The sequence below is a fragment of the Sodalis sp. RH24 genome (assembly GCF_047324145.1).
Classification (GTDB): domain Bacteria; phylum Pseudomonadota; class Gammaproteobacteria; order Enterobacterales; family Enterobacteriaceae; genus Acerihabitans.
Window position 1 is genome coordinate 2,321,086 of record NZ_CP178729.1, and the last position, 16,842, is coordinate 2,337,927.

Genomic DNA, 16,842 nt, shown 5'->3' on the forward strand with positions numbered 1-16,842 from the left:
TATTTCGCCAAATAAGTGGGAGATACCGCTTATCCGCCATGGACCGTCTTGGTGAAAGAGATTATATCAGCCAGACCAAAGTTGCCATACGTCCAGTGACACCATCGCGCCGATAGGAGAAATATGATGCTGCCTGGGTCACAGTACAGCGATCCCCGCCATAGATCTGGCCAACGCCGGCGGCGCGCAGCCGCAATCGGGCCAGGTGATAGATATCGGCGAGATATTTATCGCCATGGGGAAGAAAAGCGTCCGCGGCCTGCGGATCCCGGTCAACAAACGCCGCCTTAACCTCAGCGCCGACCTCAAACGAGGCCGGGCCGATGGCCGGTCCAAGCCAGGCCATGATCGAACCGGCGTCGGCATGGAATCCCGCCAGCGTATTTTCCAGGATGCCGGCGCATAAACCCCGCCAGCCCGCATGGGCGGCCGCCACCTCCGTGCCGGCGCGATCGCAGAACAGCACCGGCAGACAATCGGCGGTCATGATCGCGCAGACCTGCCCGATCTCGCGGGTATAGGCCGCATCGGCCTGGTTAAGCGCCGGCGCGTCCCCGGTCAGCGTAGCGACGTCGGTGCCATGGACCTGTTGCAGCCAGCGCGGCGCGGCGGGCAGTCCCGCCAGCGCAATCAGCCGTTGCCGGTTTTCCGCCACCGCGTCCGCATCGTCGCCGACATGATCGCCCAGGTTAAGCGAGTCGTAGGGCGGATGGCTTACCCCGCCACGGCGGGTGGTAGAACAGGCGCGCACATTGGCGGGCGCGGGCCAGTCGGGGACGATCGGCCGGCTCATGGTTATTCCATCTGCTCGTTGGCCATCGCGACGTCCGCCTGCATCGCGGCGATCAAATCCACCATATCCTGCGGCAGCGGCGCATGCCATTCCATTTCAATGGAGGTGATGGGATGATACAGGCGCAACATGGTGGCATGGAGCGCCTGGCGATCGAAGCCGCGCAACAGTGCGACAAAGGCGTCGGAGGCGCCTTTGGGCGGACGCGGCCGGCCGCCGTATAAAGGGTCGCCCACCAGAGGATGGTTGATATGCGCCATATGCACCCGGATCTGATGGGTGCGGCCGGTTTCCAGCCGCAGCCGCAGACGGGTATGCACACGGAAATGCTCCATGATGCGATAATGGGTGACCGCGGGTTTGCCCATCGGGCTCACCGCCATATGGGTACGCTTGCTGGGATGGCGGGAAATCGGCTGCTCCACCGTGCCGCCGGCGGTCATATTGCCGATGGCCACCGCTTCATATTCACGGGTAATTTCCCGCGCCTGCAGGGATTCCACCAGCCGGGTCTGCGCCGGAACCGTCTTGGCGACCACCATCAGCCCGGTGGTATCCTTATCCAGGCGATGGACGATGCCGGCCCGGGGAACTTCGGCAATCGGCGGAAAATAATGCAGCAACGCGTTCAGGATAGTGCCGTCGGCATTGCCGGCGCCGGGATGCACCACCAAATCGCGGGGTTTATTCAGCACCATGATATCGTCGTCTTCATAGACGATATTCAGGGCGATATCCTGGGCCGCCCAGCGCGTGTCCTCTTCAAGAACCGCATTGATTTCAATGTTTTCTCCTCCCAGCACCTTTTCTTTCGGCGTTGGGAGCACGATCCCGTTAACCTGGACCAGTCCATCCAGAATCCAGACTTTTATGCGCGATCGGGAATAATCAGGGAACATTTCGGCCAAAGCCTGATCTAATCGTTGCCCGAGTTGTGATTCATTCACCACACCGGTGAGTAGTAGTTGTTGTGCCATATGCAGCTTCTTCGTTATCAAAGGGTTTTCACGGCAATGCCGTTTAGAATAATATGCTATTGTAGCTGGTCTCATTCGGGAGCTTAACGGACAGTCTCCCGGAATAACACTCGAGGATAAGCAAAACGTCATGATGCGTATGAAATATCTGGTGGCAGCAGCCACATTGAGCCTGATGCTGGTCGGTTGCTCCAGTTCCAAGGATCCCGTTCCGGATAATCCGCCCGCCGAGATTTATGCTTCCGCACAGCTCAAATTGCAGGACGGCAACTATAAGGGAGCCATCAGGGAACTGGAAGCACTGGATAACCGCTATCCGTTCGGTCCCTATGCGCAGCAGGTTCAGCTTGACTTGATTTATGCCTATTATAAATCGGCGGATCTCACTTTAGCCCAAGCCTCGATCGATCGCTTTCTGCGCCTGAATCCGACGCATCCAAACGTCGACTATGTCCTCTACATGCGTGGCCTGACAGATATGGCGCTGGACGACAGCGCATTGCAAGGGTTCTTCGGCGTGGATCGTTCCGACCGCGACCCGGAGCATGCCCGCGCGGCCTATCGTGATTTTACGCAACTGGTTCGCGGCTATCCGAACAGTCAGTATGCCACGGATGCCGGCAAACGTCTGGTTTATCTGAAGGATCGCCTGGCCAAGTATGAGCTGGCCGTCGTACAGTTTTACACCAAACGCGGCGCCTATGTCGCGGTGGTCAACCGGGTCGAGCAGATGCTGCGTGATTTCCCCGACGCCCAGGCCACACGCGACGCGCTGCCTTTGATGCAAAATGCTTACCGGCAGTTGCAGCTTCAGGGACAGGCCGACAAAGTGGCAAAAGTCATCAGCGCCAATCCAGCCTGATTACCGGCGCACGCCGACAACGAAATCCCGGTAGCTTCGGCTACCGTTTTTTTTGGTCAGGACGGGGCATTAAAAAGGAAATTGGGGAGGGCTTGGGCGGGATAAATCGACAGGACGCCACCTGACTTATCCATTCGATAATGCCCCATTCATCCGCAACACTCAAGTCTCGCGCCCGCTTTAGCGCGAGGGTGTCACAAAACCTGTGATCGCCCGCTCAACCCCGAAAAATAAGTGACATAAATCACACTTTCCCGTCATTCTGGGGGTATGCTTAAATTACGTAGACGGAAATAGGTAGAGAGGTAGTGATATGATTATCAATATTACCAGTAAGCAAATGGATATTACTCCGGCCATTCGTCAACATGCGGAAGAACGCCTGGCTAAACTGGCTAAATGGCAGACCCAACTGATAAATCCTCATATAATCCTCTCCAAGCAACCTCAGGGATTTGTGGCCGATGCCACCCTCAATACGCCTAACGGGCAATTAGTCGCCAGCGCCAGCAACCAGGACATGTATGCTGCCATCAACGAACTGATTACCAAGCTGGAACGCCAGCTCAATAAGGTACAGCATAAGGGCGAAGCCCGCCGCGCCGCGGAATGCGTCAAGACCGCCGCGACAAACATTGTCGAAGAATAACCGCATGCCGGCCGGGCGATGATCCCATCCCGGCAGCGGGCAGGCCTGGATAGCCGATACAACGATCATAACGCGCCTTAATGGCGCGTTTTATATTGACAGAATGAAAAGCCAGCGGTTACTGTAAGCCTCCGGATAACTACAAAGTCGATACCATGCATACCACACCGTTTTTCTTCGCCTTCTTTTTTATCTTCCCCTGAACGGGAGGCCGTCGTCCTATGAGAAAGAATACGAAGACGAACAAAAAAGCCTCCTGAAAACAGGAGGCTTTTTTTATGACCGATTGAAAGGTAGCTAACAACATGAGCGACAACCCATTATTGGCACTGCGCGAACGCATCAGCGCGCTGGATTTAAAGCTGTTATCACTGCTGGCGGAAAGACGCGGGCTGGCGCTCGATGTGGCGCGCAGCAAATTAACCACCCACCGTCCCATCCGCGATAAGGAACGTGAACGGATGCTGCTGGAACACCTGGTCACGGAAGGCAAAAAACTCAATCTCGACGGATTTTATATTACGCGGCTGTTTCAGCTGATTATCGAAGATTCCGTGCTGACCCAGCAGGCACTGTTGCAATCCAACCTGAACCAAACCCTGGAGCGCTCGGCACGCATCGCTTTTTTGGGGCCGAAAGGCTCTTATTCACATCTGGCCGCGCGGCAATACGGCGCACGCTATTTTGATCAGGTGGTGGAATGCGGTTGCCAGAAGTTTCCCGACATCATCCAGATGGTGGAGACCGGCCAGGCCGATTATGGCGTGCTGCCCATTGAAAACAGCAGCTCAGGATCCATTAACGACGTCTACGACCTGCTGCAACATACCCATCTCTCCTTGGTGGGGGAACTGACCAATCCCATCGATCACTGTATGCTGGTCACCGGCGAGAGCAGTCTCGACCAAATAGAGGTGGTGTATAGCCATCCGCAGCCGTTCCAGCAGTGCAGCCAGTTTATCAGCCGCTATCCGCAGTGGAAGATTGAGTATTGCGAAAGCACCGCCGCCGCCATGGAAAAAGTGGCGGCGCTGCGCTCCCCGCATGCGGCGGCGCTCGGCAGCGGCCCTGGCGGCGCGTTGTACGGCCTGCAGGTGCTGGAACACAATCTGGCCAATCAACAGCAAAATTTCACCCGCTTTATTGTGCTGGCGCGCAAGGCGATTGACGTGTCCGAGCAGGTACCGGCCAAGACCACCCTGATTATGGCCACCGGCCAGCAGTCCGGCGCGCTGGTGGAGGCGCTGCTGGTGCTGCGCGATCAGGGTATTGTGATGACGCGGCTGGAGTCGCGGCCCATTCACGGCAATCCGCGCGAAGAAATGTTTTATATCGACGTACAGGCTAATTTACGCGGCGCGGCGATGCAAAAGGCGTTGATCGGGCTACAGGCCATCACCCGGTCGCTGAAAGTGCTGGGTTGCTACCCGTCGGAAAACGTGGTGCCGGTCGATCCACAATAAATCGCGCGCTCACTGGCGCTGACATGAAACGGGCCATATCACATGGCCCTGCGTTGGTTGAACCCGGCTATTTGCGGATATCATTGGCCTGGCGCAGCAGCAAGCGACTTTCCTCCAGAAAGCTTTGGGCGTAGCGGCCGAACCAATGCTCTATCTTTTTAAAGCGGGCGATAAACGCCTGTTTATCCCCTTGTTCCAGCAAGGAAATGGCCTCGCCGAAGCGCTGGTAATAACGCTTAATCAGCGCCAGGTTACTTTCCGAGGACATAATAATGTCCGCATACAATTGCGGATCCTGGGCAAATAAGCGTCCGATCATCGCAAGCTCCAGGCGGTATATCGGCGACGACAAGGCCAGCAGCTGTTCCAGCTCGACATTCTCTTCCGCCAGGTGCATGCCATAAGCAAAGGTGGCGAAATGGCGCAGCGCCTGGATAAACGCCATATTCTGGTCGTGCTCCACGGCGCTGGTGCGGTGCAGCCGGGCGCCCCATACCTGGATTTGTTCCAGCAGCCATTGATAGGCCTCAGGCTGCCGGCCATCGCAATAGACTACCACCTGCTTGGCCAGGCTGCCGCTGTCGGGACCGAACATCGGATGCAGTCCCAAAACCGGCCCGTTATGGGCGGCCAGCATCGCTTGTAGCGGTGCGTTTTTTATCGACGCCAGATCCAGCAGGATACAGTCCTCCGGCAACGGCGGCAGGCGCTCAATGACCTCGACCGTCAGGTGGATTGGCACACTGACGATCACCATGCCCGCGTCCGCCAACAGTTCCGATGCCCGCGCCCAGTCATCCTGTTCCAGTATCCTGACCTGGTAACCGGAGAGCTGCAGCATTTTTTTAAACAGCCCGCCCATCTGGCCGCCGCCGCCGACAATCACCACCGGTCGCAGCTGCGGACAAAGCGATTTGAAACCCTTATCGTTTTCGCTGGAATAGGATTCGCGCATCACGCGTCTTAGCACATCCTCGATCAAATCAGGCGGCACACCCTGCGCCGCCGCCTCTTGCCGGCGCGACGCCAGCATGGCCGCCTCGCGATCGGGGGCATAAATCGGCAGACCGTAACGGCTTTTCACCTCGCCCACCTCGGCCACCAGCTGCAGCCGCCGGGCCAGCAAAGCTAATAAGGACTTATCCACTTCATCAATCTGATCCCGTAACGCGTTAAGCTCCGCTACCATACGCTCTTATTCTCCCGCCAGCCGTCCCGCCAGGACGCCGCGCAGTTCATTGTGCAGTTGTCGTAACAGTGTATCGGTACTTTGCCAATTGATACAGGCGTCCGTTACCGATACGCCATAGCGCATAGCGGCTCGGGGCTGCTCGGAGGACTGGTTGCCTTCGTGTATATGGCTTTCCAGCATCAGGCCGATAATGGAACGGTTTCCCGCCTTGATTTGCGCCAGCGCCGATTGCGCCACCTCGCCCTGGCGACGATAATCTTTATTGGAATTGCCATGGCTGCAATCAATCATCAGCGCCGCGTTAAGACCGGCCTTGGCCATCTGCTGTTCACAGTCGGCAATGTCGGCGGCATGGTAATTGGGCTGCTTGCCGCCGCGCAAAATGACGTGCCCGTCAGGATTACCGCGGGTTTGCAGTAGCGCTACCTGCCCCGCCTGGTTGATGCCCACAAAGCGGTGCGGCATGGCGGCGGCGCGCATGGCATTGATGGCGGTCGCCAGGCTGCCGTCGGTGCCGTTTTTAAAACCGACCGGCATCGACAGGCCGGAGGCCATTTCACGATGGGTCTGGGACTCGGTGGTGCGCGCGCCGATGGCGGACCAGCTGAACAGATCGCCAAGATACTGCGGGCTGTTCGGATCCAGCGCCTCGGTGGCCAGCGGCAGGCCCATGCGCACCAAATCCAGCAGCAGGCCGCGGGCAATTTTCAGGCCGGCCTCCACGTCGAAGGAGTTGTCCATGTACGGGTCGTTAATCAGGCCCTTCCAGCCCACGGTGGTGCGGGGTTTTTCGAAATAGACGCGCATAACGATATACAGCTGATCGCTCAGCTCCGCCGACAGTTCCGTCAGCCGCCGGGCATAGTCCAGCGCCGAATCCAGGTCATGGATGGAACAGGGGCCGCATACCACCAGCAGCCGGGGATCGCGGCCGTGGATAATATCGGCAATGGTTTGCCGCGCCGCGGCGATAGCCTGCTGCTCGGCATCGGTTAAAGGGAACTGCCGTTTTAGTTCTTCCGGCGTTATCATCACTTGTTCATCAAGGATATGAACATTATTGAGCGCGTCTTTTTGCATGAGAGAAGTCCTGACCAGAGGTTATTGCCGCGGGTCGCAAAAGCGTATTCCCGCTGCGTATGGGCTATACCATACCATGCTCCGTAAAGTTTTCAATCCATATGTGTAAATATTATGGTACCAATCGTATTCCTTTTTAGCATCCGCGTAAACGGGGCGATACCGCGCGAACACCGCCCTACTCCATCAAACAAAAAACCTTTATTTACAATATATTATAACAAATTTACCGCATAGGGTGATTTTACCCATCCTCTATGTGGACGTAAACTTCAGGCTAAAATCATTTTACTGTAAATATATATTTACGATAAACCCATTGAACAACGTGCCGCCGCGCACGCCGCAAAGTCAGATCGGAATCGGTGATCACCTTCGGCCACTCCCTTTAATCAGCTTTCGCCATCCGCTGCAAAACAGGAGTATTCCCGATAGCGCCGAAGGAATGTCTATCGTGCGCTAACGATATGGCGGGGTGAGGGTCCGGCAGCGCGCAAATCGACCCTGTCGATTGCCTGAGAGGCCTTAGCGCGGGACAGTGAAAACAGCACAGACGAGGATTACAGGTCGCTGGATCACGTAATGAACCAATACAGAAATTTTTTGCAGGGCAAGGTAAAAAAGAGAAAAAAGGCCGGCCTACCGGCCGGCCTTTGATAACTAAATGCTTTCGGATGTTGCGAAAGCGTACTAGGCGTTAAGACGTTCTTTGATACGCGCAGACTTACCAGTACGTTCACGCAGGTAATACAGTTTGGCCTGGCGCACGGCGCCACGGCGTTTAACCGTGATGCTGTCGATAACCGGTGAATGAGTCTGGAACACACGCTCAACACCTTCGCCATTGGAAATTTTGCGAACAGTGAATGCAGAATGCAGACCGCGGTTACGAATAGCGATAACCACGCCCTCGAATGCCTGCAGACGTTTTTTGCTGCCTTCAACAACCCATACCTTCACTTCCACGGAATCACCCGGACGGAATGCAGGTACGTCCTGCTTCATCTGTTCTTCTTCAATCTGTTTAATAATGTTGCTCATAATAGGTCTCTTACCCTAGGTAAACTGAGTGTTCGGGCTGTCAGCAACAAGGCTGGCATACCCCTATTAGTTTTGTCGCTCGGGCTGATATTCCCGTTGGAACTCAGCCAGCAACTTTGCTTGCTCGTCAGTCAGAGCTAGGCTTTCCAGAAGTTCAGGTCTTCTAAGCCAGGTACGGCCCAGTGACTGTTTCAAACGCCAGCGGCGTATCTGCGCATGGTTGCCCGACAGTAACACCGGCGGAACCTCCATGCCTGCCAACTCTTCGGGACGGGTATAGTGCGGACAGTCCAGCAAGCCCTCGGCGAAGGAGTCCTCCGCCGCCGAGGCCTCATGACCCAATACCCCCGGAATAAACCGGGAGACGGAATCAATCAGCGCCATGGCCGCCAATTCACCGCCGCTGAGCACATAATCACCGATTGACCATTCTTCATCAATTTCGGTGGCTATCAGCCGCTCGTCTATACCTTCATAACGGCCGCACACCAGAATCATCTTCGGGTTGGCGGCCAGCTCGCTCACACCTTGCTGATTGAGCTTACGTCCCTGCGGGGAAAGATAAATAACCTTCGCCCCGGCGCCTGCTTGTTTTTTTGCCTCGTGAATCGCGTCCCGCAAGGGCTGCACCATCATCAGCATGCCCGGTCCGCCGCCATACGGGCGTTCGTCCACGGTACGATGCCTGTCGTGCGTGAAATCACGCGGACTCCAGCACTGCATACTCAGCAGGCCGTTTTTCACTGCCCGGCCAGTTACCCCGTAATCAGTGATGGCGCGAAACATTTCGGGAAACAGGCTGATAACACCAATCCACATAACGCCGTTCCACCCATTATCACTGTTTTACCACCGGGGCTCAAAAACTTGGATCCCAATCGACCTCAATCACATGAGCGCCGAGATCCACCTTTTTGATAACCTGTCCGTCGAGGAACGGAATCAACCGCTCCTGGATACCGAAGGCATCTTTCAGGTTGGCTTTTACCACCATGACATCGTTAGAGCCGGTTTCCATCATATCAATGACGCCGCCCAGCTCGTAGCCCGCAGTGGTTACTACCCGGCAACCCGTAAGGTCTTTCCAGTAATAATCACCCGCGTCCAGAGCCGGCAGCTGCGTTGAATCCACGACGATTTCACAGTTCGTCAGCAGAGACGCCGCTTCCCGGTCTTCCATGCCTTTGACCTTGATGATCAAATCCTGACTGTGGCGCTTCCAGCCTTCCAGCTCGATACACTGCCACTCACCCGCCCGTTTGATAAACCAGGGCTGGTAATCAAAAATGCTTTCGGATTCTTCAGTGGAAGAAAACACTCTGAGCCAACCGCGAATGCCATACGTCGATCCCATTTTGCCCACGATAATGGGGTTGGTGGGAATTGCGGTACGGATTTGTTTGCTCATAGCCGCCACCGAGATCCTTTAAGCCGCTTTCTTCGCGTCTTTGATAAGACCAGAAACGCGTTCTGAAACGGTGGCGCCCTGGCCGACCCAATGCTCGATGCGATCCAGGTCTAAACGCAGGCCTTCAGCCTGACCGGAAGCGATCGGGTTGTAGAAGCCAATACGTTCAATAAAGCGACCATCACGCGCATTGCGGCTGTCAGTCACGACGATTTGATAAAACGGGCGTTTTTTTGCGCCGCCACGTGCCAAACGAATTGTTACCATAACATCCTCTTTAGTTAATAAAACAACCGGGCCCCATCGAGGAACGGGGCCCAGTTGCCATTTAAAGCAGTAGTATAAAAAGCTCCGAAATTCTACGCGTTTTGGGGCAAAAAGCAATCGATAGTTAACGCCCGGTGAATCCGGGCGGCATCATGCCTTTCATGCCGCGCAGCATTTTCGCCATTCCGCCCTTCTTCATCTTTTTCATCATACGCTGCATATCGTCGAACTGCTTGAGCATACGGTTTACGTCCTGCACCTGCAAACCACAGCCGGTGGCGATACGGCGTTTACGCGACCCTTTGATAATCTCAGGCTGCGCGCGCTCCTTGAACGTCATGGAATTGATGATAGCCTCCATGCGCACCAGGACGCTGTCGTCCATTTGCGATTTAACATTGGCCGGCAGTTGGCCGGCGCCGGGCAGCTTGCTCATCATGCTGGCCATGCCGCCCATACTACGCATTTGCTTAAGCTGGTCGAGAAAATCGGTTAAATCGAAACCATCGCCCTTTTTCAGCTTATTAGCCAGCTTTTCAGCCTGGACGCGGTCGACCTTGCTTTCGATATCCTCGATTAACGACAGTACGTCGCCCATGCCCAGGATCCGTCCGGCGATGCGTTCCGGGTAGAATGGCTCCAGGGCGTCGGTTTTTTCCCCCACGCCCATGAATTTAATCGGTTTGCCGGTGATATGGCGAATGGACAACGCCGCCCCGCCGCGCGCGTCGCCGTCGACCTTGGTCAGAATCACGCCGGTGAGGGGCAGCGCCTCGTTAAACGCCTTGGCGGTATTGGCGGCGTCCTGGCCGGTCATGGCGTCGACGACGAACAGCGTCTCCACCGGCACCACGGCCGCGTGGATCTGCTTGATCTCGTCCATCATGGCTTCATCGACGTGCAAACGGCCGGCGGTATCCACCAGCAACACGTCGTAGAATTTCAGCTTTGCCTGCTGCAACGCCTGCTTGACGATATCAATGGGCCGTTGGCCGGCATCGGACGGGAAAAAATCCACGCCCACCGTCTCAGCCAGGGTTTCCAGCTGTTTGATGGCCGCCGGCCGATAAACGTCGGCGGACACCACCAGCACTTTTTTCTTATGCTTTTCGCGCAGGTATTTGCCAAGCTTGGCGACGCTTGTGGTTTTACCGGCCCCTTGCAGGCCCGCCATCAGCACCACCGCCGGCGGTTGAGCCGCCAGGTTGAGTTCGCTGTTTTCCTCGCCCATCGCGCTGACCAGCTCGGTACGCACGATTTTGACGAATTCCTGGCCCGGCGTCAGGCTTTTATTGACTTCCTGCCCGACCGCGCGCTCTTTTACCCGATTGATAAAATCACGCACCACGGGCAGAGCCACGTCGGCTTCGAGCAGCGCCAGGCGCACCTCGCGCAGGGTGTCTTTAATGTTCTCTTCTGTCAGGCGGCCCCGGCCGCTGATATTGCGCAACGAGCGCGATAATCTGTCGGATAAATTTTCAAACATCGTTCTTTACTCAACCTGGAGTCCGGCCGCTTGTGCGACATTATTGCCGGCAAGTATAACACGAAGCAGCGGCAGATCGCTGCCCCGCGACGAGAACGTTTGGTGCGGGACGCCGCTGAGGCTATACTGGTCGCCTCTTTATTCCTTGCCAAAGCCTATTTGCGATATGTCCTGGATTGCCCTACTGGCTTTTGTTGCCTACGCCGTAAGTCTCGGCCTGATCCTGCCCACCGTTTTGCGCAGGAACGACGCCTATCGCCGCCTGGCGCTGCTGTCCGCCGCGGTGGCGCTGATTTGCCACGCCTGCACGTTGTATTTGCGTATATTCGGCGTTCATGCCGGCCAGAACCTGAGCCTGCTGAATATCGGCTCCCTGGTGAGCCTGCTGATAGCCATTGTCATGACCATCGTCGCCGCGCGTAACCGCGGCTGGTTTCTGCTGCCGGTGGTGTATATTTTCGCCATGATTCATTTGGCCGCCTCCACCCTGATGCCCGGCGAATTTATCACCCACCTCGAGGCCACCCCGGGGCTGCTGATCCATATCGGCCTGGCGCTGTTTTCTTATGCGGTGCTGATCATCGCCGCTTTATACGCCTTCCAACTGGCCTGGCTGGATCATCTGCTCAAGACAAAACGGCTGACATTCAGCGCCGATATGCCGCCGCTGATGGGCATTGAGCGCAAGATGTTCCATATTACCCAGGTCGGGGTGGTGCTGCTTACGCTGACCCTGAGCACCGGCCTGCTGTATATGCAAAATATGTTCAGCGGTGAGAATCTGCATAAAGCAGTGCTCTCCTTCGTCGCCTGGTTGGTCTATATTGTTTTATTGTGGGGCCATTATCGTAAAGGCTGGCGCGGGCGCCGCGTGGTATGGCTGAGTTTGGTCGGCGTGCTGTTGCTGACCCTGGCCTATTTCGGCAGCCGCATTTGGCAGAATATTCTGGCCGGCTAGCGAGAAGTCAACGACCACCCGTTACGGCTGGTCGTTAACCGCTTTATTCACCCCTACAAGGAATGCCCACGTTGGAACATGTTTCAACCAGTACGCTGATAATTATCCTGGTGATTATGGTACTGGTGTCCGCCTATTTTTCGGCCTCTGAAACCGGCATGATGACGCTCAACCGTTACCGCCTGCGACACCTGGCCAAACAGGGCAACCGCGCCGCCCGGCGCGTCGAGAAGTTACTGCGCCGTACCGACCGACTGTTGAGCCTGGTATTGATTGGCAATAACCTGGTGAATATCCTGGCCTCGGCGCTGGCCACCATCGTCGGCATGCGCCTGTACGGCGATATCGGCGTGGCGATCGCCACCGGCATCCTGACTTTTGTCATCCTGCTGTTCGCCGAAGTGCTGCCAAAAACGGTGGCGGCGCTGTACCCAGAGCATATTGCCCTGCCCAGCAGCCTGCTGCTGGCGCCGCTGCAAAAAATCATGATGCCGCTGGTCTGGCTGCTGAATATCATTACCCGCCTCCTGATGCGCATCATGGGCATTAAAGTCCCGTCTAATCTGAACGACGCCCTGAGCAAGGATGAACTGCGATCCATCTTCAATGAGTCCCGCTCGCTGATTTCGCGGCGCAACCAGGACATGCTGCTCTCGGTACTGGATTTGGAAAAGGTGAGCGTCGGCGACATTATGGTGCCGCGCAATGAAATTGTCGGTATCAACGTCAACGATGAATGGCGCAATATCATCCGCCAGCTGACCCACTCGCCCCACGGACGCATCGTGCTGTACCGCGATAATCTCGACGATGCCATCGGCATGCTGCGGGTGCGCGAAGCCTACCGCCTGATGACGGAGAAGCAGGAATTCACCAAGGAAAACCTGCTGCGCGCCGCCGATGAGATCTACTACATTCCCGAGGGCACGCCGCTGAATATCCAGTTGGTGAAATTCCAGCGGAACAAGGAAAAGGTCGGTCTTATCGTCGATGAATACGGGGATATCCAGGGACTGGTGACGGTCGAGGACATACTGGAGGAGATTGTCGGCGACTTTACCACGTCCATGTCCCCCACCCTGGCGGAGGAAGTGATACCGCAAAGCGACGGGTCGGTCTTGATCGACGGCGGCGCCAATATCCGCGAACTGAATAAAGCCTTTAACTGGACGCTGCCGGAAGCCGAGGCGCGTACGGTTAACGGCATGCTGCTCGAAGCGCTGCAGGATATCCCGCCGGTGGGCACGCATACCCAGATAGATAGCTACAAGATTGAAATCATGGCGGTGCAGGACAATATGATCAAGCAGGTGCGCATTACGCCGCTGAAGGCCTTTAAAAAGGGCGTGGACGAAGCCTAGCTTAAACCGGCCCACAGGCCGGGGGCGGGTATCATGGGCAAGGAGGGTGAAGCGTAGCTGTCTTGCCCATCACACCCGCGGGCACTGCTCGGGTTTAGATATGCAGCTCTGCCAGCTTTTCTTTCGGCAGCGCCAGTTCCTCGTTATGGTTCACCCGGATATCGTTGTCCAGAATATGCTGGGCAATCTCCTGCGCTTCCGGTAGGGAATGCATATGATAGGTGCCGCATTGATATTCATTCAACTCGGGGATTTTGTTCTGGTCGGTGACTTTCAGCACATCGGCCATGGCGGCTTTCCACGCGTTGGCGACACGCACTTCATCCGGCGCGCCGATAAGGCTCATATAAAAGCCGGTACGGCAGCCCATGGGGGAAATATCGACGATTTCCACACCGTCGCCATTCAGGTGATTACGCATAAAACCGGCGAATAAATGTTCCAGGGTGTGAATGCCGCGCTCAGGCATCACTTCCAGGTTAGGCCGGCAAAAACGCAAATCAAAGACGGTGATGGTATCGCCATGGGGAGTTTTCATGGTCTTCGCAACACGAACCGCTGGGGCTGCCATGCGGGTGTGGTCTACGGTAAAGCTATCCAGTAGTGGCATACGTCACCTCCTCTTAGAAAAAATTAATTTTTTTTACCATTGTAAGGAAACTTTTTTCCTTGGCGCGAGTCTGAATTAGTGAAAGACGCGCATTTGTTATCATCATCCCTGTATTCAGAGATGTTTATTTGGCCACAGTCCTCTGTGGCCTTTTCTTTTTCAGCCGGCGTTATGCTGCGCAACAAACTGCTCAAAACTTACGCTATCACCCGCTTCAATCTCGCGCTGCCGTTGCCAGGAACGCGCCTGCTCCTTTGCCAACAGCTCTTCATTCAGTATTTCCAACGGCTCATCGCACAGGGTCTGACGATAATTATTCGCCAGAATCAAGCCCAGGCCGCCAATGCCATGTTCCTTCATCGCCTCAAGAATGCGCGCCGAGAAGGTCAGGGCCGGATCGTCAAAGCCGGCCACCAGGTTATCGCAGGCCTGGCGGTAGTGATAATTATGGTTATTGCCATCAAGAATGACCGCCACACGGCGCAAATCACGGAACAGCGCCTTGCCGATCTCGGCCAGCGGCTCCTGCTGTGAACCACAGTCTACCCCCAGGGTCAGGCCGGGTTTGCGTCCTTCCAGAATGACTTTATTCCAGTTGGTGCGGGTGCACAGCACCTCCTCCGCGCTCATTTCCGGGGCCTCAGCCAGCGTACACCAAATCAGGAAAAGATCCAGAAAGCGCGCCTGTTGTTCGTCAATGCCGATCGGCGAGAAGGGATTGATATCAAGCGACCGCACTTCGATATATTCGATGCCTCCGCGCTCTAACGCGTCGGAAGGTGATTCGCCTTTTTGGGTCACACGCTTGGGGCGTACCGGCGCATAGAGTTCGTTTTCGATCTGCAGTACGTTGGTGTTGATTTGCAGCCGCTTGCCGTTCTTTTCCAACCCGATACGCTGGTAATCGGCCGAGGGCGTCTTAATGGCCCGCTTCAGGGCGGCGATATACTCGTCAATCCGGTTGAAGGTAATCCCCAGCTGGCTTTGGGACTTATTGGTATAACCCAGATCGCTCAGTCGCAGCGACGTTGCGAACGGCAGGTAAATCATGCCGGATGTCGAGCGTTCAAACGGCAAATCGGTTTCGCGGCCGTCAAGGAATGAAGAACAGACCGCCGGCGACGCCCCGAACAGATAGGGTATTATCCAGCCGAAGCGATAATAATTGCGGATAAGGCGTAGATACCCGTCGGAAATCGCCGCTTTGCCGCTGAGCTCATCCGTGACGCCCAGCCGTGCCTGCCAGAACGCCAGGGGGAGCGAAAAATTATAATGTACCCCGGAGATGATCTGCATCAGCGCGCCATAACGGTTCTTCAGGCCTTCGCGGTACAGGGTCTTGAAACACCCGATATTGGACGAGCCGTATTGAGCCAGTTCGATCGGCTGGCTATGATCGATAAAACACGGCATGCTCATCGGCCACATGCGTTCTTCGCCAAGATTGCGCGCCACATGACGATGGATGTCGCGCAAGAAGGCCAGCAGGTGATCGATATCTTCGTCCACCGGCGTGATAAATTCGAGCAATGCTTCGGCAAAATCCGTCGTAATCCATTTATGCGTCAACGCCGCGCCCAGTGATTCCGGATGCGGGGTTTGCGCCAAACGGCCATTGGCGGTGATGCGCAAGGTTTCGCGCTCCACACCCCGGCGAATCCCCTCCAACGCATGAGGATTGGCTTCCAGCCATGAAAGTGCTTCAGATACGTCCGGGATCAAATTGACCTCCCGCAGTTAATTTTGTATTGGGTAAGCATAATTGAATCTGCTCGTTTATCGCTATCTATCGTTATCATTTACGCATTCATCATCAGGTGAGTCCCGGAAATGTTAACCGGATTGATAGGTCCTAATGTAATGCTTTTCCCAACTATAAAGAGATCATTACGGGCTTTGCGCTTAACCGGACGCCAAGCCGCCACGGCGGCGGCGATAAGAAGGCAGCAGCATGGTTTATGCCGGCGCCGCACGCCAGGCGATGACAATGGCAAGCCGGCCACCATGGCGTCAAGGTTTTTTTATGGCATCCGCACATCGACAAATGCCATGCCGGCCGCGCGGGCAGCCTGAATGCCAAAATCGGCGTCTTCGAAGACGACGCATTTTCCTGGCGCCACGCCCATCAGCTCGGCGCAACGCAAAAAAGTATCAGGAAAGGGTTTATGCCGGGTCACATCATCGGCACCGACGATGGCGTCGAAATAGTGTAATAGCCCGAGGTGTTCCAGCAGCGACACGGCCATGCGATGCTCGCTGCCCGTGCCCACCGCCATGGGACGCTTGCCATGGTAGGCTTTCACCACCTCGATTAACGGCAACGGCCGGACATTGTCCAGCAGCATCAATTCCACCGCCGCGGTTTTTTCAAGCGCCAGCAGGTAAGGATCCATACTGGATCCATGGTTGTCGATAATGGTTTTGGCAATACGCCAGGTTGGCGATCCATTTAAGCCGGCCATGGCTGCACCATCATAATGCATATCGTGTTTACCAAGCACCTGGTGCCAGGCTTTATGATGGGTCGGCTCAGTATCGAGCAACGTGCCGTCCATATCGAAGATCAACCCTGCGTACCGATCGTACATCGTCGTTTCCTGATGCTAAAAATAAGCCTTTACTGTAACGCAAAGTCATAAAATTGTCGCTTTTTCTGTATTGCGGCGAGCCGGACCGGGGGCGAATGCCGTAGGGG

The 16,842-nt window shown here is 55.8% G+C and carries 18 protein-coding genes and 1 other annotated feature; of the genes, 6 read left to right on the forward strand and 12 right to left on the reverse strand.

Features of this window, described 5'->3' with window-relative positions:
• Window positions 1-61: 61 nt before the first annotated feature.
• Together yfiH and rluD are read right to left on the reverse strand one after the other, a co-directional pair.
• The gene (yfiH, locus tag ACL2XG_RS10690) at window positions 62-793 is read right to left on the reverse strand and encodes a purine nucleoside phosphorylase YfiH (RefSeq protein WP_413722189.1); all 732 of its coding nucleotides are present in this window, start codon (window positions 791-793) and stop codon (window positions 62-64) included.
• Window positions 794-795: 2 nt separating this feature from the next.
• Window positions 796-1,770, reverse strand: coding sequence for a 23S rRNA pseudouridine(1911/1915/1917) synthase RluD (rluD, locus tag ACL2XG_RS10695; RefSeq protein ID WP_410016303.1), 975 nt, complete (start codon window positions 1,768-1,770; stop codon window positions 796-798).
• A 130-nt stretch (window positions 1,771-1,900) separates the two neighbouring features.
• On the opposite strand from rluD, the gene bamD reads away from it, so the two are divergent.
• From bamD to pheA, 4 genes are all read left to right on the forward strand, one after another.
• Window positions 1,901-2,632 carry an outer membrane protein assembly factor BamD gene (gene bamD, locus ACL2XG_RS10700; RefSeq protein ID WP_410016304.1) on the forward strand — a complete coding sequence of 244 codons (732 nt, stop codon included), beginning with the start codon at window positions 1,901-1,903 and terminating at the stop codon, window positions 2,630-2,632.
• 313 nt (window positions 2,633-2,945) lie between these two features.
• Window positions 2,946-3,281, forward strand: coding sequence for a ribosome-associated translation inhibitor RaiA (gene raiA / locus ACL2XG_RS10705; RefSeq protein WP_410016305.1), 336 nt, complete (start codon window positions 2,946-2,948; stop codon window positions 3,279-3,281).
• 154 nt (window positions 3,282-3,435) lie between these two features.
• Window positions 3,436-3,561: a sequence feature (Phe leader region), on the forward strand.
• Complete coding sequence (locus ACL2XG_RS10710; protein ID WP_218586196.1) at window positions 3,437-3,484, forward strand: hypothetical protein; 48 nt, start codon at window positions 3,437-3,439, stop codon at window positions 3,482-3,484. It overlaps the preceding feature by 48 nt.
• A 25-nt stretch (window positions 3,562-3,586) precedes the next feature.
• Window positions 3,587-4,744, forward strand: coding sequence for a bifunctional chorismate mutase/prephenate dehydratase (gene pheA, locus ACL2XG_RS10715; RefSeq protein ID WP_413722188.1), 1,158 nt, complete (start codon window positions 3,587-3,589; stop codon window positions 4,742-4,744).
• A gap of 67 nt (window positions 4,745-4,811) precedes the next feature.
• On the opposite strand, the gene tyrA is transcribed toward pheA, so the two are convergent.
• The 7 genes from tyrA to ffh all read right to left on the reverse strand — a co-directional run bounded on the left by tyrA (window position 4,812) and on the right by ffh (window position 11,218).
• Complete coding sequence (gene tyrA, locus ACL2XG_RS10720) at window positions 4,812-5,933, reverse strand: bifunctional chorismate mutase/prephenate dehydrogenase (RefSeq protein WP_410016307.1); 1,122 nt, start codon at window positions 5,931-5,933, stop codon at window positions 4,812-4,814.
• Between the two features lie 6 nt (window positions 5,934-5,939).
• Entirely contained in the window at window positions 5,940-7,016 is a 1,077-nt protein-coding gene (locus ACL2XG_RS10725) for a 3-deoxy-7-phosphoheptulonate synthase (protein WP_410016308.1), read from the reverse strand.
• A gap of 690 nt (window positions 7,017-7,706) precedes the next feature.
• Window positions 7,707-8,057, reverse strand: coding sequence for a 50S ribosomal protein L19 (rplS, locus tag ACL2XG_RS10730; RefSeq protein WP_331123114.1), 351 nt, complete (start codon window positions 8,055-8,057; stop codon window positions 7,707-7,709).
• 66 nt (window positions 8,058-8,123) lie between these two features.
• Window positions 8,124-8,876 (reverse strand): tRNA (guanosine(37)-N1)-methyltransferase TrmD, encoded by a 753-nt coding sequence (trmD, locus tag ACL2XG_RS10735; RefSeq protein WP_413722187.1) that lies wholly within the window; start codon window positions 8,874-8,876, stop codon window positions 8,124-8,126.
• A 40-nt stretch (window positions 8,877-8,916) separates the two neighbouring features.
• Window positions 8,917-9,465, reverse strand: a complete 549-nt coding sequence (gene rimM / locus ACL2XG_RS10740; RefSeq protein WP_410016310.1) for a ribosome maturation factor RimM — start codon at window positions 9,463-9,465, stop codon at window positions 8,917-8,919.
• A gap of 18 nt (window positions 9,466-9,483) precedes the next feature.
• On the reverse strand, window positions 9,484-9,732 hold the full coding sequence (gene rpsP, locus ACL2XG_RS10745) for a 30S ribosomal protein S16 (protein ID WP_162363866.1): 249 nt from the start codon (window positions 9,730-9,732) through the stop codon (window positions 9,484-9,486).
• 124 nt (window positions 9,733-9,856) lie between these two features.
• Window positions 9,857-11,218, reverse strand: coding sequence for a signal recognition particle protein (gene ffh, locus ACL2XG_RS10750; protein WP_410016311.1), 1,362 nt, complete (start codon window positions 11,216-11,218; stop codon window positions 9,857-9,859).
• Between the two features lie 166 nt (window positions 11,219-11,384).
• Between ffh and ACL2XG_RS10755 the strand changes: the two genes are divergently transcribed.
• Window positions 11,385-12,176 carry an inner membrane protein YpjD gene (locus ACL2XG_RS10755; protein ID WP_410016312.1) on the forward strand — a complete coding sequence of 264 codons (792 nt, stop codon included), beginning with the start codon at window positions 11,385-11,387 and terminating at the stop codon, window positions 12,174-12,176.
• A 71-nt stretch (window positions 12,177-12,247) separates the two neighbouring features.
• A complete protein-coding gene (locus ACL2XG_RS10760; protein ID WP_410016313.1) occupies window positions 12,248-13,537 on the forward strand; it encodes an HlyC/CorC family transporter in 1,290 nt (429 codons plus the stop codon).
• Window positions 13,538-13,631: 94 nt separating this feature from the next.
• On the opposite strand, the gene luxS is transcribed toward ACL2XG_RS10760, so the two are convergent.
• From luxS to yqaB, 3 genes are all read right to left on the reverse strand, one after another.
• Window positions 13,632-14,147 (reverse strand): S-ribosylhomocysteine lyase, encoded by a 516-nt coding sequence (luxS, locus tag ACL2XG_RS10765; RefSeq protein ID WP_410016314.1) that lies wholly within the window; start codon window positions 14,145-14,147, stop codon window positions 13,632-13,634.
• Window positions 14,148-14,306: 159 nt separating this feature from the next.
• On the reverse strand, window positions 14,307-15,869 hold the full coding sequence (gene gshA / locus ACL2XG_RS10770) for a glutamate--cysteine ligase (protein ID WP_413722186.1): 1,563 nt from the start codon (window positions 15,867-15,869) through the stop codon (window positions 14,307-14,309).
• Between the two features lie 299 nt (window positions 15,870-16,168).
• A complete protein-coding gene (gene yqaB, locus ACL2XG_RS10775; RefSeq protein ID WP_410016316.1) occupies window positions 16,169-16,735 on the reverse strand; it encodes a fructose-1-phosphate/6-phosphogluconate phosphatase in 567 nt (188 codons plus the stop codon).
• Between the last annotated feature and the right edge of the window lie 107 nt (window positions 16,736-16,842).